At 61.4% G+C, this 22,174-nt stretch carries 22 protein-coding genes and 3 pseudogenes; 5 read left to right on the top strand and 20 right to left on the bottom strand.

What is annotated here, in order from left to right; all coding sequences use genetic code 11:
- Positions 1-87 precede the first annotated feature (87 nt).
- The 8 genes and pseudogenes from AB8B33_RS35375 to AB8B33_RS35340 form a co-directional block, all read right to left on the bottom strand.
- Positions 88-1,629, bottom strand: coding sequence for an ABC transporter substrate-binding protein (locus AB8B33_RS35375; RefSeq protein ID WP_439019048.1), 1,542 nt, complete (start codon positions 1,627-1,629; stop codon positions 88-90).
- 29 nt (positions 1,630-1,658) lie between these two features.
- Entirely contained in the window at positions 1,659-2,522 is an 864-nt protein-coding gene (locus AB8B33_RS35370) for a serine hydrolase (RefSeq protein ID WP_439019310.1), read from the bottom strand.
- Positions 2,523-2,535: 13 nt separating this feature from the next.
- On the bottom strand, positions 2,536-4,164 hold the full coding sequence (locus AB8B33_RS35365; protein ID WP_439019047.1) for an ABC transporter ATP-binding protein: 1,629 nt from the start codon (positions 4,162-4,164) through the stop codon (positions 2,536-2,538).
- On the bottom strand, positions 4,161-4,979 hold the full coding sequence (locus AB8B33_RS35360; RefSeq protein WP_439019046.1) for an ABC transporter permease: 819 nt from the start codon (positions 4,977-4,979) through the stop codon (positions 4,161-4,163). The genes AB8B33_RS35365 and AB8B33_RS35360 overlap by 4 nt, the downstream gene beginning before the upstream one ends.
- On the bottom strand, positions 4,976-5,920 hold the full coding sequence (locus AB8B33_RS35355) for an ABC transporter permease (RefSeq protein ID WP_310384008.1): 945 nt from the start codon (positions 5,918-5,920) through the stop codon (positions 4,976-4,978). The genes AB8B33_RS35360 and AB8B33_RS35355 overlap by 4 nt, the downstream gene beginning before the upstream one ends.
- Positions 5,921-6,098: 178 nt before the next feature.
- Positions 6,099-7,004 (bottom strand): LysR family transcriptional regulator, encoded by a 906-nt coding sequence (locus AB8B33_RS35350; protein ID WP_439019045.1) that lies wholly within the window; start codon positions 7,002-7,004, stop codon positions 6,099-6,101.
- A 31-nt stretch (positions 7,005-7,035) separates the two neighbouring features.
- Positions 7,036-7,587 carry a LysR substrate-binding domain-containing protein gene (locus tag AB8B33_RS35345; protein WP_439019044.1) on the bottom strand — a complete coding sequence of 184 codons (552 nt, stop codon included), beginning with the start codon at positions 7,585-7,587 and terminating at the stop codon, positions 7,036-7,038.
- Positions 7,588-7,786: 199 nt separating this feature from the next.
- A pseudogene (locus AB8B33_RS35340) lies at positions 7,787-7,933 on the bottom strand (helix-turn-helix domain-containing protein); the annotation flags it as partial.
- A gap of 107 nt (positions 7,934-8,040) precedes the next feature.
- Between AB8B33_RS35340 and AB8B33_RS35335 the strand changes: the two are divergent.
- The gene (locus AB8B33_RS35335) at positions 8,041-9,405 is read left to right on the top strand and encodes an MmgE/PrpD family protein (protein WP_439019043.1); all 1,365 of its coding nucleotides are present in this window, start codon (positions 8,041-8,043) and stop codon (positions 9,403-9,405) included.
- A gap of 66 nt (positions 9,406-9,471) precedes the next feature.
- On the opposite strand, the pseudogene AB8B33_RS35330 reads toward AB8B33_RS35335, so the two are convergent.
- Positions 9,472-9,930 (bottom strand): annotated as a pseudogene (locus AB8B33_RS35330) (sigma 54-dependent transcriptional regulator); the annotation flags it as partial.
- A 23-nt stretch (positions 9,931-9,953) separates the two neighbouring features.
- Between AB8B33_RS35330 and AB8B33_RS35325 the strand changes: the two are divergent.
- The 4 genes from AB8B33_RS35325 (at position 9,954) to AB8B33_RS35310 (ending at position 12,930) form a co-directional block, all read left to right on the top strand.
- Complete coding sequence (locus tag AB8B33_RS35325) at positions 9,954-10,166, top strand: hypothetical protein (RefSeq protein WP_439019042.1); 213 nt, start codon at positions 9,954-9,956, stop codon at positions 10,164-10,166.
- A 174-nt stretch (positions 10,167-10,340) separates the two neighbouring features.
- A complete protein-coding gene (locus AB8B33_RS35320) occupies positions 10,341-10,934 on the top strand; it encodes a DUF6088 family protein (RefSeq protein ID WP_439019041.1) in 594 nt (197 codons plus the stop codon).
- Positions 10,927-11,940, top strand: coding sequence for a nucleotidyl transferase AbiEii/AbiGii toxin family protein (locus tag AB8B33_RS35315; RefSeq protein ID WP_439019040.1), 1,014 nt, complete (start codon positions 10,927-10,929; stop codon positions 11,938-11,940). Before AB8B33_RS35320 ends, AB8B33_RS35315 begins: the two co-directional genes overlap by 8 nt.
- Before the next feature lie 21 nt (positions 11,941-11,961).
- Entirely contained in the window at positions 11,962-12,930 is a 969-nt protein-coding gene (locus AB8B33_RS35310; protein WP_439019039.1) for a hypothetical protein, read from the top strand.
- Positions 12,931-12,969: 39 nt separating this feature from the next.
- Here the strand turns inward: AB8B33_RS35310 and AB8B33_RS35305 are convergent.
- From AB8B33_RS35305 to AB8B33_RS35255, 11 genes and pseudogenes are all read right to left on the bottom strand, one after another.
- A pseudogene (locus tag AB8B33_RS35305) lies at positions 12,970-13,050 on the bottom strand (winged helix-turn-helix transcriptional regulator); the annotation flags it as partial.
- Positions 13,051-13,186: 136 nt separating this feature from the next.
- Complete coding sequence (locus tag AB8B33_RS35300; RefSeq protein WP_439019038.1) at positions 13,187-13,660, bottom strand: response regulator transcription factor; 474 nt, start codon at positions 13,658-13,660, stop codon at positions 13,187-13,189.
- A gap of 161 nt (positions 13,661-13,821) precedes the next feature.
- Positions 13,822-14,649 (bottom strand): trypsin-like serine peptidase, encoded by an 828-nt coding sequence (locus AB8B33_RS35295; protein ID WP_439019037.1) that lies wholly within the window; start codon positions 14,647-14,649, stop codon positions 13,822-13,824.
- On the bottom strand, positions 14,646-14,984 hold the full coding sequence (locus AB8B33_RS35290) for a hypothetical protein (RefSeq protein WP_439019036.1): 339 nt from the start codon (positions 14,982-14,984) through the stop codon (positions 14,646-14,648). Before AB8B33_RS35290 ends, AB8B33_RS35295 begins: the two co-directional genes overlap by 4 nt.
- On the bottom strand, positions 14,974-15,414 hold the full coding sequence (locus tag AB8B33_RS35285; protein ID WP_439019035.1) for a hypothetical protein: 441 nt from the start codon (positions 15,412-15,414) through the stop codon (positions 14,974-14,976). Before AB8B33_RS35285 ends, AB8B33_RS35290 begins: the two co-directional genes overlap by 11 nt.
- Positions 15,415-15,680: 266 nt before the next feature.
- A complete protein-coding gene (locus AB8B33_RS35280) occupies positions 15,681-16,664 on the bottom strand; it encodes a DUF4438 domain-containing protein (RefSeq protein WP_439019034.1) in 984 nt (327 codons plus the stop codon).
- Complete coding sequence (locus AB8B33_RS35275; protein ID WP_439019033.1) at positions 16,661-17,494, bottom strand: hypothetical protein; 834 nt, start codon at positions 17,492-17,494, stop codon at positions 16,661-16,663. Before AB8B33_RS35275 ends, AB8B33_RS35280 begins: the two co-directional genes overlap by 4 nt.
- A 21-nt stretch (positions 17,495-17,515) precedes the next feature.
- Entirely contained in the window at positions 17,516-18,586 is a 1,071-nt protein-coding gene (locus AB8B33_RS35270) for a hypothetical protein (protein ID WP_439019032.1), read from the bottom strand.
- 35 nt (positions 18,587-18,621) lie between these two features.
- On the bottom strand, positions 18,622-20,571 hold the full coding sequence (locus AB8B33_RS35265) for a hypothetical protein (RefSeq protein ID WP_439019031.1): 1,950 nt from the start codon (positions 20,569-20,571) through the stop codon (positions 18,622-18,624).
- A 30-nt stretch (positions 20,572-20,601) separates the two neighbouring features.
- The gene (locus tag AB8B33_RS35260; RefSeq protein WP_439019030.1) at positions 20,602-20,847 is read right to left on the bottom strand and encodes a hypothetical protein; all 246 of its coding nucleotides are present in this window, start codon (positions 20,845-20,847) and stop codon (positions 20,602-20,604) included.
- Between the two features lie 9 nt (positions 20,848-20,856).
- Positions 20,857-22,149 (bottom strand): hypothetical protein, encoded by a 1,293-nt coding sequence (locus tag AB8B33_RS35255; protein WP_439019029.1) that lies wholly within the window; start codon positions 22,147-22,149, stop codon positions 20,857-20,859.
- Between the last annotated feature and the right edge of the window lie 25 nt (positions 22,150-22,174).

Here is a 22,174-nt window from a genome sequence, read left to right as displayed (position 1 = left end):
TCTCTCTCAGAGGCGATGCCGCCGCTGCTGGTTGTGGCAATAAGAAAAAAAGCCGCGCCATCGTTTGCCGATGGCACGGACATGCGGTCAGTCGACAGAGACTTCCCAGAGTCGGGCGTTGGACTGCCAGACAGGCTGCCCCTTAAGCGTCTTCGCCGCGCCCCAGACGTCGACCATGTCATAGAGGAAGATGCCCGGCATTTCCTTCAGCATCAGTTCGTGGAATTCGTCGAACAGCTTTTGCCGCTTGGCCTGATCGGCCTCGACATAGGCGGCCTTCATCAGTTCGACGGCCTTCGGATCGTCCCACATCAGCGAGGCGTTCTTGTCCTTGTCGCCGACATAGAAGGAATACATCAGTGCCGGGTCGAGGCGCGGCGCAACGGACTGTGAGATGACCTGGTAATTGCCGGAACGGCGGCGATCCACCTGCGTCGCATAGTCCAGAACCTCGATCTGGATGTTGAGCCCGGCCTGCTGCATCATGGCCTGCGCCATCACGGCTGCCGGGAAGCTCGGCACGTTGCCGCGCTTGTTGGCGATGATCGAGATCGGCTCGCCCTTGTAGCCGGCAGCAGCCAGTTCCTTCTTCGCCGCCTCGATATCGTAAGGCAGGCGCTTCTTCTGGGTTTCGTCGAAATAGACGCTGTCCTGCGAAACCATGGAGCCGTTCGCCTCGCCGGTGCCGTTCGAAGCGGCGGCGACGAGCTCGTCCAGATCGAGCGCCATTGCCATCGCGCGGCGGATATGCGGATTGCTCAGAACCTTGTCGCGCGTCTGGATATAGAAGAGGTTCTTGCCGTTGTTGCGCGCCACAATGAGCTGCATTTTCGGGTTCGTCTTGATTTCCGGGATCAGGTCCGGCGAAACTTCGGCCGTGTCGAGCACGCCCGATTCAAGGCCCGCCTTGATGGTCGACGGATCAGGAATGACCATGAACTTGATGCCATCGGCGAGCGGCCGCTTCGAGCCGACCATTCCGTCCGGCTTGCCCTCATTTTCCGGCGAGACATAGTCGGCGAATTTTTTCAGGTGGATATATTCGCCCTTCTTCCACTCGTCCCACATGAAGGGGCCGGTGCCGATCGGCTTGGCAAAGCTGCCATCGGCGGCAACACTTTCCGGCGAGATCATGCCGGTATAACCGCATTCCGGGCGTGACATCAGGCCGAGGAAGACGGCGGAAGGCTTTTCGAGCGTGATGGTGACGGTCGAGGCATCGGTCGCCTTCACATCGGCCACAGCCGCGGCGCCGCCCTTGGCGAAATCGCTGAGGCAGGTCCATTTCGTGTCCGGCTTCAGGTACCGGTTCCAGTTCCACACCACGTCGTCGGCCGTCATCGTCTTGCCATTGTGGAATTTGACGTCGGTTCGCAGCTTAAACGTATAGGTCAGCCCGTCAGCCGACATGTCGACGCTTTTTGCGAGCAGCGGCTTCACCTCGCCGCTGTTGTTGTAGCCGACGAGGCCCTCGACGATGTGCAGGATGACACCATCGGTATTGCCGTCGCGGTTGACGCCCGGATTGGCGCTGCGCAGATCCGAACTCTGGGCGACGATGATATCGCGCGCTGCCGCGACATCGGCCAGAGCAAGCAGGGCAACGCCCGCCATAAGAAGCTTTTTCAATGTTCTACCCTCTTTTTGATTGTTGATCGTCACTTTGAAAATCCATCCCAGCAGGCACGCGACAGCCTGCCGATCGTCTCCAGCGACATCGTGTAGCCCGGCGTGCCATCGGCCATGGCCTGGGGCACTTCGTCGGTGAAAGCGGAGATGATGTAAAACGGCGCGCCCTCGCGATAAACGATGCCGGTATTCATGCGCCCCCGCTTACCGGTGCCGCCCTTGTGCGCCACGACGGTGCCGAACGGCAGGCGCGAGGGGATGGCATAACGCAGGATCTGGTTCTTCAATGTCTGCAGCGCATAGGCTGCCAGCTCACCGGAGATGCCGAGTTTCTGGCGCGTGTCTTCCGATGTCTGTGCATCGAGGATCATCTGCAGCAGTGCGGTCTGGTCGCTTGCCGTCGTCGTCGTCACGGATTTCAGCGTATGGTCCGGCGACAATGCCAGCGGCGGGATGAGGAAGCGGTGATGGGTGCCGGAAAGTCCGATCGACTTGCAATAGGCATCCACCTCTTCCAGCGTCAACCGCTCGAACACCATCTTGGTGCAGACATTGTCGCTCAAGACCATCATGCCGGTGATCGCGTCGCGCAGCGAAATGACGATACCCGGCGTCAGGTAGCGGAACATGCCACTTGCCACTTCCTCGGCAAAGCGCGCCTCGTAGGTGATCGCCTCGTTAAGATCGAGACGACCGTCCTCAACAGCCTTCAGGGCCGCCATCATGATCGAGGTTTTTCGCGTGCTGGCAGACGGCGTCTCCTCGTCTGCACCGCGTTCGATCGTCTCGCCGGTCAGAAGGTTGCGGACCGAAAACCGCGTCACGAACGGCTGTGCGTCGCAGATTTCCGCCAGCATCCCGGCGACCGGTTTGGCACTGGATATCGTATCCATCTCAGCTCGCATCTCAGTTCTCCAGGCGCCATTTCAGTGTCACGCCGCCCTTGTCGTTCTGATCGAGGGCGGGAATGGCCGAGAGAAGCCGGCGCGTATAGGCCTCTTTCGGCTGGTCGAAGATCGTATCGCGGTCGCCCTCCTCGATGATCCGGCCGTCCTGCATGACGACGACCCGATCGGCCACCTGTTCGACGACGCCGAGATCGTGGCTGATGAACAGGCAGGAAAAGCCGTAGCGCTTCTGCAGGTCGGAGAAGAGGTCGAGAACCTGTGCCCGCACCGTGACATCAAGGGCAGACACCGGCTCGTCGGCGATCAAGAAGCGGGGCCGGCGCGCGACGGCGCGGGCAATCGCCACACGCTGGCGCTGGCCGCCCGAAAGTTCGTGCGGATAACGCTGGGCGTAATCGGCACCGAGCCCGACTTCTTCCAGCGTCTCCAGTGCGCGCTTACGCTTGGCAGCCGCGTCGAGGCCCGGCACCAGCCGCAGGGCTTCCTCGACGAGGGCCAGAATGGTCATGCGCGGATCGAGCGAGGAATAGGGATCCTGAAACACCATCTGGCAGTTCAGACGGTAATCGGTCCAGTCCGCGTCGCGGGTGCGGCCCTGGAAGCGGATCTCGCCTTCGCTTTCCCGGACGAGGCCGGCAATCGTGCGTCCAAGCGTGGTCTTCCCGGAACCGGACCCCCCGACCAGCGCCACGACCTCGCCTTCATGGATCTCGATGCTGACGCCATGCAGGGCGCGCTTCGGCTTTGCCGTCTTGAACAGCGATTTGCGGCCCGGGTAATCGACGACGATATTCTGCGCCGAGATCATCGGCGCCTTTGCCGTTTCGATCACACGCGCAGCACCGCGGAAGGGCAGCGAAGAGAGGAGCTTTTTCGTATAGGGATGTTGCGGCGCATCGAGCAGATCCTCGGTGCGGCCCTGTTCGACGATCGTGCCCTTTTCCATGACGACGATACGGCTCGTGTAACGTGCGACCATTGGCAAGTCGTGGCTGATCAGAAGCACGGCCGTGCCTTCGGCCCGCGTCAGCTCGACCATCAGTTCCATGACATCGCGCTGGATGACGGCATCAAGCGCTGTCGTCGGTTCGTCGGCGATCAGCAGCGCCGGTTTGAGCAGCATGACGGAGGCAAGCATGATGCGCTGGCGCATGCCGCCGGAAAATTCGTGCGGATAGGCGGTAAGCGCGCCCTCGGGATCGCGGATGCCGACACGCCGGAGCATGTCGAGAATGCGGGTCCGGCGCTCTTCCGGCGAAAGCTTCGCGTGAAGGACAAGCCCCTCCTCCAGCTGCCGGCCGATCGTCATCGACGGATTGAGCGAAGTCATCGGCTCCTGGAAGACGACGCCGATCTCGGCACCACGCAGGCGGCGCAGCGCCCGATCCGGCATGGACATGACATCCTTGCCTTTGTAGGTGACCGACCCGCCGGTGACGCGGATCGCCGGTGGCAGGAGCGAGATCAGGGCGCGGGTCGCCAGCGTCTTGCCCGAGCCGCTTTCACCGACAATGCCGAAGATCTCGCCGGGAGCGATGTCGAAGCTGATGCCTTTGACCACCTGATGGCCTGTCCCTGCGACTTCGAGCGACAGGTCGCGAACGGTGATGAGCGGTTCGTTGGTCATTTCAGGCCCCTCATGCGCGGGTCGAGCTTGTCGCGGAGCGCGTCGCCCAGAAGATTGATGCCGAGCAGCGTCAGCGCGATGCAGAGGCCGGGGAAAAGGCCGAGCCACACAGCCTGCTGGATGAGCGGGCGGCCCGCCGCCAGCATATTGCCCCAGGTCGGCGCCGGTGGCGGAACTCCGAGGCCGAGGAAGGACAGCGCGCTTTCCGAGAGGATGGCCCAGCCGAACATGGAGGTGGCGAGCACGGTGATCGGCGCAAGGCAGTTGGGCAGGACATGCCGGAACATCGTATAGAGCTCGCCATTGCCCATGACCCGCGAGGCTTCGATGAATTCCCGCTCGCGCACGGACAGGACCGCTCCACGCACGACACGCGCCATGGAGGGCGTATAGGCAATGCCGAGCGCGAAGATGATGCCGTACTGATTGGCACCGAACACCGCGAGCAGTCCGAGCGCCAGAAGGATGCCGGGAAAGGCGAGAAGCGCGTTGTTGACCGCCATGATCACGCCATCCACCCAGCCGCGGGCATAACCGCTGACGAGGCCGATCAGCGTGCCGAAGAGCGTGGCGAAGAACACCGTCAGGGCGCCGATCCAGACGCTGGCGCGGGCGCCGATCATCAGGCGGCTCAGCACGTCACGGCCGAATTCGTCGGTGCCGAGCAAGTGCTGGGCACTCGGCGCGGCAAGGCGCGCCGTGAAGGAGAGTTTCATCGGATCGAAGGGCGTCCAGACGAGACCGATCGCGGCGGTGATGAGCAGGACCGCGACGAGAATGCCGCCGATCAGCCCGTTGAGAGCAAACTTTTTCATTCGGCCACCACGCGCGGATCGAACAGGGGATAGAGCAGGTCGATGACGAGATTGACCAAGACATAGGACAGCGACACGAACAGCAGGCATCCCTGGATCACCGGGTAATCGCGCGCAAAAATGCTGTCGACCATCAGCCGGCCGAGGCCTGGAATGGTGAACACCGTCTCGATGACCGCAATGCCGCCGAGCAGGTTGCCGAGGATCAGGCCGATCATCGTCCAGGTCGGGCCAAAGGCATTCTTGAACGTGTGACGCCAGAGGACAGCGCCTTCGGAAAGCCCCTTGGCACGGGCATGGGTGATATAGTCGAGACGCAGCACTTCCAGCGTCGAGGCCCGCGCCATGCGGATCAGCACACCCATTTCGTGGATGACGAGCGTCATCACCGGCAACACGAGATAGAGAAGGCCACCCGCTAGATTGTCGCCGATCGAGACATAACCGAGGACCGGCAGCCAGCCGAGCGAAAGGCCGAAAAACAGGAGCAGCAGCAGGCCGAGCCAGAAGGTCGGGATCGACAGAAGCACCGTTGCCGTGCCGACCAGCGCAAGATCGGTCAGGCTGTTCTGCTTCCAGGCGGCGATGACACCGGCCGGCACTGCAATCAGGCTCGCCAGCAGAACCGCAAACACAACAATCTCGGCGCTGACAAGAAAGCGCGATGCGACGAGCGGCAAAACCGCCTCACCATTGACGATCGACTTGCCGAAATCCCCCTGCAGGACATTGCCAGCCCAGATGACAAATTGCTGCGGCAGGGACTGGTCGAGGCCGAGCTCGGTGCGCATGGCGGCGATCTGGTCGGGCTGCGCCATGTCGCCAAGCATCAGCGCTGCGGGATCACCGGGAATGAAGCGGATCAGCGCAAAGACCGTCACGGAGACGAGCGCGATCGTCGGAAGCGCCATCAGAAGACGGCTCAGGATGAATCTCAGCATTTTATCCCCACGATTGGCGCCCGCTTTTCCCTCGGACACCATCGGTTTCGTTGAATGAGACTATGATGGTTTGAAGAAAGGCGCGCAATATTATGCAGTTTCGTCATATCTCTATGCAGAGTCCGCAGCCGTGACGGGCAAGCCCCGTACCGTCAATCAGGACACCATAGTCATGTTATCAAACGGCTTTTTGCGAAAGCAGTATCTGCTTTTTCAAGGCATCGCTGAGCCCCTGCGCGGCAATGGACAAGGGAACGCCGCTTGCACGCGCCAAGCCGAATTCCTGTTTCGAACGGGGCAGGAAGGGCCGCTGCACGACCGGCAGGTCGCGGTAGAGATTGGCATAAAAGCTGCTGATGATCGTCACGCCGAGACCATGGGCGACATAGGAACAGGCCGAGCTGTTCGTATGGGTCTCGATCTTGACCATCTGTTTGACGCCCGCACGCTTGAACGCCTGATCCAGCGCCATGCGGTTCGGCCGCTGGCGGCCGATCAGGATCAGCGGCACGTTGCGCAAATCCTTGACGGTGATTTCTTCGAGTTCGGCCAGCGGATGATCCTGCGGTACGACGCAGACACTTTCCCCGGTCGCCACCCTGTCGATTTCGATGCCCGGCCCGCTTTCACCCTCCATGCGCAAAAAGCCGATATCGATGACGCGCTCCTCGACCAGCCGGTTGATCGCCGTCGTCGTTTCGAAAAATGTCTCGATGCGGACGCCGGGAAAATCGCGGATGTAATCGATCAGCATGGCGGGCGCGAAATTTTCCCACATGCTGCTCGGCAGGCCGATCCGGACGATTTCCGGCCCCAGTGCGCCGTTGCGCAAATCCTCGGCGTGACCGGCCATGCGCTCGACGGCGAGCAGTACGTTGTCTGCATCCCGCGCCAGAACCGCCGCTTCCGGCGTCGCGATCAGCCGTCCCCGGTCGCGCACGAAAAGCGAGATCGAAAGATCGCTTTCCAGCTGTTGCAGCATGCGGCTGACGCCGGACTGGCTGAGCCCCATCGCCTTTGCAGTCGCGATCGTCGAGCCGGTCGCAAGAAGCGTGCGCAGGACTTCCAGCTGCCTGATGTTCATTGCCCGCTCGCCCCCATTTCAAATCTCGCCCTCATGACCAGCCGGCGATGTTTTCGAGAAACAGGGCAGCGGTCTTCGAGAGCGGGTGTTTTTCGCCACTGATCAGGCAATAGGTCACCGGCAGATCGGGCTCAAGCGCCAAGAAGCGCAGCGGCTTGTGGGCATATTCCCGTGCGATCAGTTCGCCGACCAGTGCGATCCCCAGTCCTTCCGCGGCCAGGGCGCAGGCGCTCGCCACCGAATGGGCTTCCAGCAAGGGTCGCTGCCGGATTCCATGCTGATAGAATAGCGCCTCGATCTGGTGACGAACCGGCCTTTCGCGGTTGAGCACGATGAGATCGTGGCCCTTCAGCTCGGCGATCGTCAGCGACGGGCGACCGGCAAGGGGGTGATCTTCATGCAGGGCGCAGACGATCCGTGACGGCAAGAGCCGCTCCTGCTTCAGGCCAGGCGTGGCAAGCGGCAGGCGCGCAAAACCGATATCGGCCTCGCCATCGGCCACCATGCGCTCGATCGCAAGATAGCTTCCCGAGGCAAGTTCGACGCGAACCGGACCGTTCGCGACCAGAAAATCGCGGATCATCTTTGGCGCCCGCGTGGATGACAGGCTGCCCGGAAATGCGATCCTCAGAAGCATGTCGCGCGACCGGCCGTTCTCCAGCTCGATCGCCGTCGTCTTCAAGGCCCGCAGACGTGGCGCGGATTTCCGGCCCGAGCTGCAGGCCCTCGCGGGTGGCGGCAAGACGGTTCTTGTCGCGCTCGAAAAGGCGAACCCCGAGATAATCTTCCAGCTGCTGCAGGAGTCGACTTGCATTCGACTGGGAAATGCCGAGTTCGAGCGCGGCCGCGACCGTGGAGCCAGTGGCAGCGATCGCGTCATATGCCTCGATATGCTTCAGGCTAATCGCCGCGCTTGTCGCTTTCACCATGGACTGCATCACCTTCGCTAGACCTATCCGGAAACCGCATAAGATTGCGGTTCGATCCGGCTTCGAACATTTTGCGCTCAAGCAATCGCAGCGAGAGACATTCGTCAATGACCGGCATTCTTCTTAATATCGCAGGCGCGCTTTCCCGGCGGGCAACATTTTCGACTTCGGCGCGGAAGAAGGCCGCAGATGCCGTTATCGATACACTCGGATGCATGATCGCCGGCGCCGAGGACAACAGCGTTATTGCGGTGACCAAGGCATTTCCAAGTGCAGGTGCAGGAGGGAGTAGCGTGCTGGTGACTGGAGGGCATTCAACGCCTTCGATCGCCGCATTGGTCAACGGGACAGCCGCCCATGCACTTGATTTCGACGACAATTTCCACCCGGCGCGGGCGCATGCATCTGCCGTTCTGGTTCCCGCGCTCATGGCCGTGACGACCGCCGACCGCGCTGTCAGCGGCATTCAATTCCTCGACGCCTATTTGGTCGGGCTGGAGGCCCAGGCCGCTGTCGGCTACGGCGTCAATCCATCCCATTACAACAGGGGCTGGCACGGCACGTCGACCGTCGGCGCGATCGGCGCGGCTGCGGGCGTGGCGCATCTTCTCGGGGCTGGCATCGATGAAATGGCGCAGGCGATGAGCCTTGCGACATCGATGGCGGGCGGGCCGAAAGGTCAGTTCGGAACACTCGCCAAACCGATCCATGCAGGCCTCGCCGCCCGCAACGCGGTCGAGGCGGCGATGCTGGCGCTATCGGGAGTCGCGGGCCGTCTCGACATTCTGGAACGGCCACAAGGCTTTCTCGACCTATTCGGCGGTGACGAGGCACGGGGCTGGTCGGATTGGCAGCCTGACGAGACGCCTGTCATAGAAAGCCGCGGCCTCGTCACGAAACTTCATCCGTGCTGCGCCTCGACACATCGGGCGATCGATGCGCTTCTAGATCTCGTCCAGGAGCACGCGCTTGACCCTGAGGACATCGCGGCGATCGACACCAAGGTCGGCATTTCAGCCGTGAAAAACCTTGCCTACCCCTCTCCTGCAGATTCGATGCAGGCGCGTTTCTCGATGCAATATTGCCTAGCGACCGCGCTGGAGAAAGGCTCACTTTCGCTTGCGGATTTCACAGCGGCTGCACTCGAAAATCCCGGCCGTCAGGCCCTGATGCAGAGGATCAGCATGCACGCCTACACGGCCGAAGAGGAGCGTGGGCACGAACGTCTTCCACACATCGTCACCCTGTCGTTAAGAAATGGCGACGTGCTTCAGAAGACACGGCTGCATGCCAATGGCGCGATGGAGATGCCGCTCACTTCCGAGCAGAAGCGAATAAAATTCGCCAACTGCCTGTCATGGCGGCAGATGAGCTATAAACATGCGGGATTTGATCAATTTGGTGACCTCTCTCGGGTCGATTCAGTCGACTCATTATTAAGCGTCTGCTTCTCCGCGACAGCAACTGATTAGGCGCTATTCAGATCGCTGCTCTTGAAGGGGCTCGAACCGCCGACCCGCTCGTTCCCGTCTCGGAAATCACTTCTTGAGGTCCTCGAACCGGAGATCGAAACGCGCGAGATACTTCGACAAGCGATCTGCATCATTGCTGCTCTTCTTCTCCAGGCGCGAGTTTGCGAATAGGGCTCTGCCGGCAGCGCTTGCCGTTGGGTGTTCTCGACAGGTGCGAAGGACAGTCGCAAGTTGCGCTGCGTCAAAACGATCGAGGCGAGCGGCAACTTCGGCACCCAGCAATTCAACGATGATTGCGTCGGCTGCTTGATCGTCATTTGCTGTGCGCCAAAGGGCTTTCAGTCTCCGGACTTCGTCATCAACAACGTCGGTCGTGATGCGCCCATGCGGCGCGAGTGTCGCCATACGCGTCACCGAGGCCGACAGATCACGGAAGTCGGCGCTCTAGGTGGCTTGCGGGCCAGTCGCAAAGGCAAGATAGCGTTCGCGCGCTTCCTTGTTGAAGGTGACGTTTTCGCCTTTCCGCGTCCGCGAATGTCGGGGACCAGTTGGCGGGTCGAAACCCTGTCCGCTTCTGGACTACTGACGACTTCGACGCCATTGATTTTGAGGGTTTGGACTGGCAACCCATGCCGGAGTTCAGCGCCGGAGAAGCAGCAACGCTGGAAGGCCCCGGCCTCACGATCGCACAAGCGAAAACAGGATTAAGCCTGACGTTCGGCGTCGACCCCTCGGCCATCGAGATCATCATTCGCGCCTGACCCAAGGACAAAATAGATGCAGACGAGATAGCTGCGGCTTGTTTGCCGCAGGAAAAGGCCGCCCTTGCGGCACGAATTTTGAACCAAGTCTGGGAGGCTGCTTAGAAAACTGCGTTGATAGGTTCACTTGCGAAGTGTCAGAAACTTGCATATATTTCTGACAGGAGAAAACCTATGCAACGACTGACATCTCAAATTCTTGCATATGCTGAGCAATCGCCGGAGGGTACCGCCCTGTCCGCAAAAAGCCTGCTGCATCTCGGTAATCGTGCCGCAGTAGACCAGGCTCTGTCACGCCTGCATGAGCGTGGAGAACTGGTCAGAGCTGGGCGTGGTATCTATATGAAGGCTATCAAAAGCCGGTTCGGAAGCAGGCCGCCGACTGTCGAGCAAGCGGTCGAGGCAGTCGCACATCAACGTGGCGAGGTCATCGTTTCGAATGGAGCGGCCGCGGCCAACGCCCTTGGGCTCACGACGCAGGTTCCGGTTCGCTCCATCTATCTGACCTCTGGCCGCAGCCGGACAATGAGTGTCGGAAGCCAAAAGGTCGAGCTCAAGCACGTGCCTCGTTGGCAGTTGTCGCTCGCCAGCCGGCCGGCCGGCGTCGCTGTGCGCGCGCTCGCCTGGCTGGGGCCGGAGCGAGCGGAGGAGGCTCTTTTGAGTATCAAGCGGAAACTGCCGCCTGAGGCGTTCAACGAGCTTGTTGCTGCAGCACCTCAGTTTCCGACCTGGCTCGCACGAAGCGTCGGAAAGGCAGCGCATGGCTGATCACTTCCTCCAGCTCTCGATCGACGACAAGCGCGAGGTTCTCGCCATTGCGTCAGACCGATCGAAGCGTTCAGTTCACTTGCTTGAAAAGGACGTCTGGGTCGTCTGGGCGCTTCGAACACTCTACGCCACGGCGCTTGGCGAGAGCCTTGTTTTCAAGGGCGGGACTTCGCTATCGAAGGCCTACGGCGCCATCCGACGGTTTTCGGAAGATGTCGACCTCACCTACGACATCCGTGCGCTTGCCCCTGATCTTGTCGGGGACAACGAAGAAGCTCTCCCGAAAACCCGTAGCGAGGAAAAGCGCTGGTCGAGCGAGGTGCGGAGACGACTACCGATCTGGGTGACCGACACGGTTGGGCCGATCATAGCCGACGAACTCGAGAGGCAGTCACTTCCCGCAGAGACCCGTATCGAAGCCGACAGGCTCTACATCGACTATCAAGCCATCGGTTCGGGATCTGGTTATGTCGCGCCCAGCGTCATGCTGGAATTCGGAGCCCGGTCTACGGGCGAGCCGGCCAGCCTTCGAGACATCATATGCGATGCCGCCGGCCTCGTTGACGGAGTCGACTTTCCGACGGCGGCCCCGAAAGTGATGCACGCCGAACGGACGTTCTGGGAAAAAGCAACAGCGATTCATGTCTTCTGCCTGCAGGAGCGGCTCCGGGGCGACCGCTTTTCGCGTCATTGGCACGACATCGTGCGCCTTGACGACATTAGCCTCGCAGATAGCGCAATCTCCGATCGCGAACTCGCAAATGCGGTCGCCAAGCATAAGTCGATGTTCTTCTCGGAAAAAGCCGCCAACCGATCGCCAATCGACTACGAGACAGCGGTAAACGGCAACCTGATGCTGACGCCGGTCGGCGGGGGACTGAAAGCCCTCAAGGAAGATTACGCCAGGATGGTGGAGGACGGTCTTCTTTTCGATGACGCTGAAACGTTCGACAAGCTGCTCGAACGATGTGCTGCCATCTGTGAGAAGGCGAACGCTGCAGCCTGAGAACTGCTTGAGGGTTTTCGAATGGCAAAGCGCGATATGTCGAGAGAAGAGCTCTTCGCATTGGTATGGGAACGCCCGACCAGCGAGATCGCCAACGAACTCGGCATCTCCGACGTTGCAGTCGGAAAGCTTTGCGAGAAATTGCAGGTTCCCAAGCCTCCGCGGGGATATTGGGCGCGTGTGGAAGCCGGTCAGACGCCGCGGCGCCCGGCTTTGAAAGTATTTCGAGAAGAGTTGGAAGAAAAACGCAAAAGTAGAATACAAGCCCGTACCGCCGGACATTTCACTGAACTTCAATCGAAATTCCTGAATGCCGACCTCGATGAACTTCGTAAGCGAGGCGTTGAACAGACCGATACTTCGCGCCTGAAACATATTTCGAGCCTCGATCAAGATGTCGCCGCGCAGGTGTTGCTTTTGATCCAAGAGCAAGCACAAAAGTGGGCGGAGAGTGGTCGGGTTGCCGTCAACTGGGGGACGTCGGTCAGGGCAAGCATCGGAAAACTCGTCGAGCGATTGATGCCGCTTGCCCGTCCGCAGTTGCTGGCTTTCGAGACGGAAGGCAAGCGCCATTCGTTCTCGGCTGCAGGTCCGATTGTATTCGTCAGGTGGACGACAGAACCTCAGACCAGAATAGCAACTCTTGCGGGGATCGCACGGAATCAAAATCTTAGCCACGTGGTGCAACCGCTGTCGGCTGCGGACCATGCATGGTCGGGAAACCATCTCTATCAGCCGGAATCAGATTTCATTCTGAATAGCTACCTATGCATATCGCCGGAGGTTGCCTGGATAGAATGGTACCGGCGATCGTGGCGCGAGGAAAACCCACCGGAACAGCACTCAACGAACAAGATCAAATTGCGTGACGTCATGCCGATCGATTTTCTCGATGGAGAAGAAGACAAGGTTCTGTCTCCGGCCATTTCCGAAGCGAAGGTCAAAGGCGTCAAACCAGAGACCTTCCTAACGTGGAGCTCAAAAGGATAATTGCTGCGTTAGCGTACGTGAGTTCTCGCAGCGACTGCATAGCGGGGTGATCGTGTATTCTACCCCTACCGGAGTTGTTGTCGTAAGCACCTCTCGCCGAATGAGACCGTTGCGCTCGAGGGCGCAAGCAACTTCACCACCTGTTCTTCGGACATGTTCGATGGTGGTCCATGAAGACTGTAATGGCTCCGAGAAACGCCGGATCAACTCCTGGGCACGCTGACAATTGGCGCTCCAACGCCCAACGCGGGCGAGCTCAAGATAGTGAGTTCGGCGGCTGGCGCAACACGTATGAGACTATGGCGGCCCTGCGCCCGATATTGAGCTTAGCGAAGATTCGCCGGATATGCTCTCGCACGGTATAGCCGCTGATACCCAGTCGTCGCGCGATTTCCTTGTCGGAATTGCCTTCCCCGATCAGCGAGGCGATCTGCAATTCGCGGCGGGTGAGGATCTCGGCGGCGGTCGGTGTCGGGAGGGTGTTGTTCTTTGTGGGGTAATCGGCATCGAAGATCAGATACTGCGCGCCTGCGCATTGCAGCCAGCCGATGACCGCCACTTCCCCAGCATCGCTGCCATTGTCGTCGAAGCTTTGTTCGCACTCGGTATAGGCGACCGCGACGAAGGGATGTCCATCTACAGCGAAGAAGGCTGCGCGCGGGAAGTCCTCGTCATCGACCTTTGCCACAATGTCGGGATCAGCCGACAACCGTTCTGCTTGCATGGCCATATCAAGGCGCTCCTGCGCTCAGGAATTTAAGAAGACTGCCTGGCAACCCAAGCCAAAACCAAGCGCGACTTGCCAGTCAACGGATAGTTGTTTTCTTGCGAACTGTAGCATCAATTAGGTTGCAGCACCTCAAAAAAAGTCGGAACCCTGTCAATCCGATTTTACACGCGAGCGCCGAAGCCGGCGCCAATATTTTGGCGAAGGTCAGGCGTCAGCCTAACACCGCGATTGAATAACCCCGCCGGCGCCATCGGCACGCCCGGCCGGCAGCCCCAGGCGCCGCTCGCATGCGGCTGCGGACCTGCAGTGTGGACGGCGATGACCTGCGGCGGCTCACTGTAGCGCCGTTGTACCCAAACCGGCGCGCCACTGTGTCCTGGACAAGTATCGACGCTGTAGAACAATTGGCGCTGAGCCACCCGGTCGAGGCGCTCCGAGTGCTCCCATTGCGTGCCCGTCGGCTTGTCTGCCGGATAGCCCGAAATGTGCACCAGGCGTCGCGAGCGCAGCCAATCTAATTCGGATGAGGACGGCGCCCAGAGGCGAAAGAAGCCCGGAGATGGCGCGAAGGGGCGCGCTAGAAAAATCAGACCGACATCGGTGTCCCCCGAAGGGCGCCGACGATAGCCGGGATGCACCCGCCAGTTACTGGCCCATTGCGAGCCGAACGGATTGACACTGGCCGAGGCTCGGCCCGGCGTGACGCGAATGCGAACGGCCTGACTGGGCAATCGCAGGCGTGCGCGGATTGGGCTCATAATGCAGTGGGCCGCTGTCAGCAATATGGTGGGAGCGATCAGGAAGGCCGTGCAGCCCGTCAGCGTACCGTCGCCGAAATCGCGCTCGATATGGCAGACGGCACTGTAGGGGAAGCGGTTGGTGTGGGTCACCCGCGTGCGACCATCCGTCGGACCGAGCAAGGCATAGTCCGTTTCGTCCGTGAAGCGGTCCAGGGCGAAAGGGACTGTTTCGACCAGCAGCTTACTCATGACGGCGGCCTTGGAACTGAGGTTGCTGGAGTTGTCGCCGCATCTGGTGCGGCTTCTGTTTGCGCCTCGCCTAGCCGCAATTGACTGTCTGCCCTCTCCGAATCCGATCTCATGGTCAGGCCGAGCTCTCCGGTCATCGTCTCGATGAGGCGCAGCGGATCCTCCCGCTGGCGAAGATAAGCTATGGCCAGTGCCAAGAATTCGTCCTCGGTATAGATTGCCGGGACGTCTTGCGGTCGCGCTCCGGCCGCTGCGACTGCGTTGACCTCCTCGAGCACCAGGGCATCAAGATCGGTCCAGGCAGCGTGGGACAGCGCCATCCGTTCACGGTGCATCGTAGCCTCCTGTGCGGTCATAGTGGCGGTTCAAGCCCGCCTCGTCGAATGTCGTACTGTTGGGATCGTAGAGCAGTGGCCGTTCACGATCTTGCAGCCATCCCTCGTAGGTTCTGACGCGCCGCGGATGGATGCCGGCGCGCGACAGGATCGCCGCCTGTACGAGAATCTGCCCGGGCTGCAAATTGCGGATCGCCGCATGCACGTTTGGATCGCCGTTGCTCGGTTGGCGGTAGTGCTCGATCATTCGTTCTGCGATGGACTTGACGTTCTTGGTCATGCCGATATTGAGCGGCCGATCGCGATCGATACCGGCGCGGCTGATCCGGTAAACCTGAGGGCCGGGCGCCAGGAAAGGGCGCAGGGCAGCCGCTACCGGAAGGCCGCGTTGGGCGGCACTCCGGGCGTCGAGGACGGCGCGCAGCGACACGGCGGGTGTCCAGCCGCCCCAGCCTGGTAGTTGCGATCCGCGAGCCCTAGGCGAGGTCTGCCTACGGGCCGGACGTGCCGCGCGCCGGGGGGTGGTCTCGTCGCTGGCATAAGATCCCCCACATCCGCAACCGCAGCCACCTGTATGGCTCCCTGCTCGGCGGCACCCCGGGCAATTGCATTGCGGTGAATGAGCGATCGTTGACGACACCTGCGTCGCAAGCCGATCCAGCACATCTTCGAGATAGGACATGGCCTCCTCCGTGTTCACGCAAATAAGCTTTGGCGCAGCCGCGCCACGGTGCGTTCGTGCTGTTCCCTGGTTGGCAGCGGATATGTCGCGCGCGGCGCGCTGGCCGGCCGGATATCGAGCAAACCGGCTATATTGGCATCCGCACTGACCTCCAGTTGCAGTAACGACGCCGGCGCGGACAACAGAGAGACAACGCCCGGACCGTGGCCGGCGACCATACTATCGCTGTGTACCACGACACCGACCGAGATCCTGCCTTCGAGCCTTGAGCGACCATAGCGGTTGTCGGCATCGAGAATGCCTACGATGTCACCGAAACGTAGCGTTCCAAGGCGATAACGGCGAACCATGTGCGGATCGGACATCTGAATGTCGTAATCACCCCGCAGCACGTTGTTACGTCCCAATCCTGAACCCATTAGTCGAGCCGGTACACTGTGGGTGACGCGCACTCTCAGCTTGCCATCACGTTCAACCGGGCGCCACCGCGCAAGAAATTCGGGCGAGCAGTTCCAGATCGCGACCTCCGGGAAGTCGGTGAGCCGCAAGCCGAGACCATAGGCCCACACCTGGATGCGGTCGCCGATCGCCATCCGCCGCATGGCCCGCAGCGGAAAATCAATGATCACCGTATCGACCCCGCCATGCTTGCCGGTCACGATCCCGCCAGCGCCGATCGCGCGTCCTGACGTCACGATTGCCTGGTTGCCGACGCAGGCATAGGTTTGCAGGGCCTGGTTGGCACCGTCTGCACCGCCGATGATCGAGCGGGTCTCGCTACGAATAGAGACACCGGGCTCGACGTGATCGCCGGCAAGGCCGACACAACCGTCGCCCACACGGCGATTGAGAACTACTCCGCCCGATCCGGGCAGGGAACGAACCTTGCCGTCATAACCGATACGCCAGGGCGTTCCGCGCTCGATGGGCGGAGCGATTTGGCCGGCAACGCTGATCATCACCAGATCGCCGGCGTTGGTGCGCAATGGACGGCTCATGCAGCAACCTCCGCCCAACCGGCCAATGGGCGCCACAGTGCACAGGCATTGCGCCAAGGGTCCTCAGCGCTGTTGATCGCAGGATCGTCATCGAGCGCCCATTCGCTTTCTTCCCATCCATCCGGCATCGCTAGGATGACGGGAGCGACAATCTGAACCACCGCGGCCTGCTGGCCGCTCGCCGCCATCGGCGCAAGCGCGGGCCCAAGCGCCGTCAGGGCACCATCGGCAATCCCCGGCGGGCGCCGCCGGATGGCAAAGCCGAGCCGCTCGAGATAGACGCAGAGCGGCGGCATGTCATCCGCATCTGCCGCTGCGGTCAGAATATAGGCGCTGTTTGGCTGTAGAGCGGCAGCAAGCGCCACCACATCGCGCGCGCATTCGTCCAACGGTGCCGCCGGCGCACCGAAGTCGCTCAATCGCGCATCCAGCGCCGCGCAGCAGCCTTCGAACCGAGGCAACAAGCTGTTGTCCTCGCGGATAGGGAACGCGCTCTCGTAGGGCGCGTCTCCCACCCAATGCACCCGTGATGACAGGCGACCGTTCTGCCAGGCACGCCGCCATGGCTCCAACTCCCCGACGAGCGTTTCGGCCAGGCCGGTCTGCTCTTCCGGCAACAGCCAGCTGCCGCCGATCTGCTCCGGCCGCAGCCGATAGTGCGCGTCGTTGTCCAGCAGCGTATAAAGCCCGCGCGGCAGCCAGACGTTGGCAGAGCGTGACAGCGCCATGGTAACAAGCAGCCCTACCGGCGACAGCGCAAAGGTGGCGTCGATGATGACACCTGGCGGATAGCCTCCCAAACGAACTAGGAACGGTAGCTGAACGTCCATCGGCTTCGCCTCCTCGTCCGCCTAGGCTGCGATGCGTGATGCTGTGCGCCAGTCCAACCCATGTGACCACTGCACGCGATCGCCATCTAGGCCAGGGAAGCGGCGACCCTCACGGGTGAGACGATAGGCGGCCAGCCAGGCATCCGCCTGGGCGCCGACCTTGCGCGCGTCGGAATCGAAAGTCGCTGGGTCAATGGACGTGCGGAAATCGTTCTCGGTGATGTACTGGAGCACGCGCCGGCCGGAATCCGCCATCTTGGCCCGCTGCGACATCTCGGCTGCACCACCCAGGTGCCGGTTCGCCACGGCTTCGATGACGTCCCACTTCGTGTTGGCGTCGAACGATTTTTTGATGTCGGGCGTGTCGAGCAACTCGAACACCTGCTGAACGTATTGGCCCGTTTCCTTCGTCAGCGCCAATATGTTGCCGTAGCTCGCGCGGTCGAGATGATAGCGCAGGTCGGTGCCGACGCGCTGCACCGTGGCGAGCGCCGCGAACGGCCTGTCGTTGATCGTATTGCTGCCGCGAATGACCTGGCCGATGGTCAAGTCTTGGAAATATTGCGACAGCGCGTTCATGAACGCGACCAGCATGAAGTGAAAGTTGCGATTGACGATCGCCCCGGATGGCACGGGCGCGCGTCCGTAATTGAAGACGCGGCGATAGGCCAGCAGGCGATCCCGCGCCTTGTAGCGGATCGGCCGCCACTTCTCCAGGATATACAGGCCCCGCGCACCCGGACCGCGCTGGATACGGATCTGGCCGTTTTGGAACAGCCGACGCAAAACGTTGACCACCTGGAAGAGCTTCATCCGGTCCATCTGGTAGATGAAATAGAGTTCGGCCGCCGCCAGCAGCTGCGGCGGAATGACAGACTCGTCAAAGTCGTTGCGCAAGAGCGCGGTCTGCAGGTCTTCGAACGGCTTGACCGGTCCGTCTCCGAACCCGACGAGATCGGAGAAACTAGGCGGCGTAGCGCTTGCCGAGCGCTGCATCAATTCGCCGAACCGATCCTCGAACTCGCTTTCGAACGCTGCCCGATCAGCAGTGGAAAGGCCCGTCAGTTCTTCACGGAAGAAGCGCTGGAACAAGCGCTGGATGACCTCGTTGGATTCGATTGCCATGATCAGACCTCATCTTGCTCGTCTTGTCCGGCTTGCGGGCTGTTGCTTTCAATGATCGCTTCTAGGATGACGGGCGCGAGATCGAAGAAGCGTCCGATCTGCTCTCGGCTCAACCTCTGTGGCAGCCCCTGAAAATCGGCGGCGACACCCACAGCAGCGTTGATGAAGCTCTCCCGCCGCTTCTTGCCTTCCATCCCTTCCTCCCATTCGACAATATCGCGCAGGTGCTTGCCACCGGTTTCTGAAGTAGCTTCGCGCAGCCACTTCCCCGCGGCATGTACGCTGAAACCGCCCTTTGGGCCGATGGCGACGGCATAGAGCGCGACGACCAGGTCGTCTTCGAAAAGACCGGGCTCCGTAGGCTCACCTGGCTCCTGACCGCCACTGGAATCACCATCCGGACCCGAACCGTTGCCGGGATCTGGGTCGGGGCCGGGGCCGGGGCGCTTAATCACGTGCTCCTCGATATTTTCAATGGAATCGGCGATCCGAGGCAATGCCCCATATACGGTTCTCGCCAGGGTCGGCATGAGCGGCATCCGGCCCACAATGTCGATAACGGCGACTTCAAGTCGAACGCGTGCGGTCTCAGCAAGCATTGATCTGACAAGCGACCGCGAGGAGCGCTCGCCGTTGGTGGACCCGCCTGGTAGGCGCACCTCGTCGGCGGCCAGGTTGAACAGTCGCGAATGCGCCCCTGGCGAGAGCGATCGAACGAGATTTTCACCACGCTCTTCGGCGGCCGACCCGTTGACCAGTTCCTGCACCAGATAGGGAATGACATCCGCCTCCCACGCCTTTGGACGGAATGGCACGATTAAGGTGTCCCGGACATATTTCAGCACATCCGTTAGTTCCTTGGAGAAAGCGAAATAGGGCTTGGCGTCCTTGTCCACGATTAACGGAGCATTCTCGAAAATCAGACCGACGGCGGCTGCACGCTTTTCTGCTTTGCCACGGCCGTTTATATCCGTTCCGGCGGCCGTAAGATCGATGGCCCGGTCGAGCTGGAACAGAAGATAGTCCAGCATCACTTCGGATGCCGCAGCGTTGAAATCGCAGCCACAGCCCGCAAGCTCCTCGATCTGGGCGACCAGAGCGCCGCGCGCGCTGGCAAGCGCCTGCAGACGAGTTGCTCCCTCACTGCCGGCGATGTCATAAAGGCCACCCGAAAGGATCGCCGGTCTTGCGATGTGCAATATCCTTGAACTGTCCCGTCCGATGAATGCGCCGACAAAGAGCTCGAGCGAGGTGACAAAATTCTGCAGCGGCGGAGAGTCGATGCCGTGCATCGGATCGTTCATGATATCGTTGGAAATGCCGATGATGTCCTGGAAATTACCGACTGGAGACGCCGAGATGCTGGCGAGCTCGCGCAAGCCTTCCACGCTGCCGCTTGTCGAGAACTCGACCAGCCTGTCCATTGCCGCAGCGAGCGTATTTTCCTCCAGCAGGGTGCTGAGTTCGGGCCGCCCGTCGAGGGCAGTCAGAAGCTGGCCATAGGCCGCGATGCCGCGCGGCAGGCCATCGGCGCTCTCCGACGTGCCGATCAGCCCGCTCAGCGCCCGCAGCACTGCCTCGCGCCGGGCATGCAGCTCGCTGGCGGCCACGCGGACTATTTTCGTGCTGCGCGTGATCCCATTGGCTGCAAGCCCCTCACCGATCGCCACGAGGATCAATCCGGCCAAGGAATCACAGCTGCGGGCGAAGCGGCGGAAGTAGAGCGCACTGCCCTCCGTCAGCGTTCCGACATAGCGTGACAACCGACCGTACTCAGCCAATTTCCGCCTGGCCGTCATGGCCCGATCCTGGTTCACAGTATCGAGCGACAGCTTTGCGGCCGCAAGACCGTCGGTGGAGATCTGCCGGATCGCGCGCCCCCAGCCGATCATCTCAACGCGGATGGACTTTAGCTGCGAGGCCGTCGTCAGGGTCTGCAGGTCGCGCTCCATGTCGTCGAGCGCCTGCGCTATCTCTGTCGACTAGGCCCCTGCCCCGACGATCACCGGTGCGATTTCCGGCATATTCGAATAAGGAAGCCCCGCCCGTTCGCGTCGGTCGCGCTCGGCCTCTTCGGGATAGCGGGCTAAAAGCGCGTTGGCGATCTGCAGAGGATCGCGCGGATCGCTGACCCGCAGGGACTTGCGCAGGAAATTGTCGACGGCGACCGTAGCTGCTGAGCGCGGTCTGCTGATCATCGTGCTGCCATAGGACAATGGGACGCTCATGACTTCACCTCATGCTACGAGTGCGCTCGGGGATGGCTGGTTAGGCCGGTTGCGGCGGCTCTGTCGATGGGCCAGGTGCCCGAAGACAAGGTTCGAGATCTTTCGCGGGTCGGCACCGCCTTCCAGGGCAAAGCGGCTGGCGGAGACGAAAAAGCGTGGCGGCAGTTCGGGCACGCGGCCTGCGGCAATCTCCATGCCGCCGCTGCGGATACGCGCCTCGTCGGCCCGTGTGAACGGGATGGCATCGGCGAGCGCATGCTGGCCAAGCCCATGACGCGGTTGGTAGGCGATCTCGTCGACGATGGCCGGGATCACCCGCGGCGTGGCCGCCAGTAGGATCGGCGGAAGCCTGTGCCCGCGGCGTGGATCGTAGAGCTGGCGCCAAACCTTGTCGGCCTTTGCGGCCTCCTCAGGAAATCCCATGCGGCGCAGCATTTCGGTGAGGATCAGCACCCTCACCCAGCCGGTCGGATGCGCGCCCCCCGGCCGATAGGTCAGCGCTCTGGCCGCCGGATGAGCGAGGAATTCCATCATGCCCCATACGGAGGCTGTGCCGCCCAGAAGCAGAGCCGCCAGATCTGCAAAGATCTCCTTGTGCCAGCGGCGGTAAATGGTGACGACGAGAGGATCGAAGCGCATTCGCGCGAGCCTGTTCGCCACAGCCTCGGCATTTTCCTGCCACAGACCCATGTCTGCCTGAAGGTTGTGAGCGACCTCGTGCAGGAACACGGGCTGCCATGAATTGTCGCGATCCCACGGGACGCGAATGACCGGAAACGGGTTTGTGTCGCCGAGAAGCCTCGCCAATGCTACGCCCCGGCGCTGCGTTGCCGGCGAATAGCCGTGTTCCATATAGGTGAGCGGCTTGAGCAGGGGTCCTGGGAATACGCCCGGAAGCGCTACTCGCACCACGGCATAACAGTCCAGTGCAATCGCGTCATGGGCGGCAAGAGCTGGTGCGAAGCCGGAGCCGCGCTGCGACATGACCTCGAAGAACATCCCGAAGGTCCGCCTCAGGCGATCGACCTTGCGGTCGAGCATGGCCATGCGAGTCAAGGCCTCCTGGGTCGTGGCCGGCGGCCAACTGTGTTCGATCCTGCCGATCTCCTGCTCTATGGCCCGGCTGATGCCGGCAAGCCGCTTGTTGGCCGCATGGAAATGGGATCGCGACGGCGCGTAGGGCAGGTCTTCCGGCCTTAGGCCGATCCGTCTGGGTGTCAAGTGGGTCAAACGCTGGGCTCGGGCCTTGAGCGCCTTGAACTTGGTATCCAGAAACCGCCTGATGGAAGAATGCGCACGCATCGTCGCGATCCTTTCCCTGCGATCG

It is taken from the genome of Rhizobium sp. 768_B6_N1_8, assembly GCF_051811225.1.
Taxonomy (GTDB): domain Bacteria; phylum Pseudomonadota; class Alphaproteobacteria; order Rhizobiales; family Rhizobiaceae; genus Rhizobium.
The sequence above is the reverse complement of the archived record's forward strand: the minus strand, read 5'-3'. Positions and strand labels throughout refer to the sequence as shown.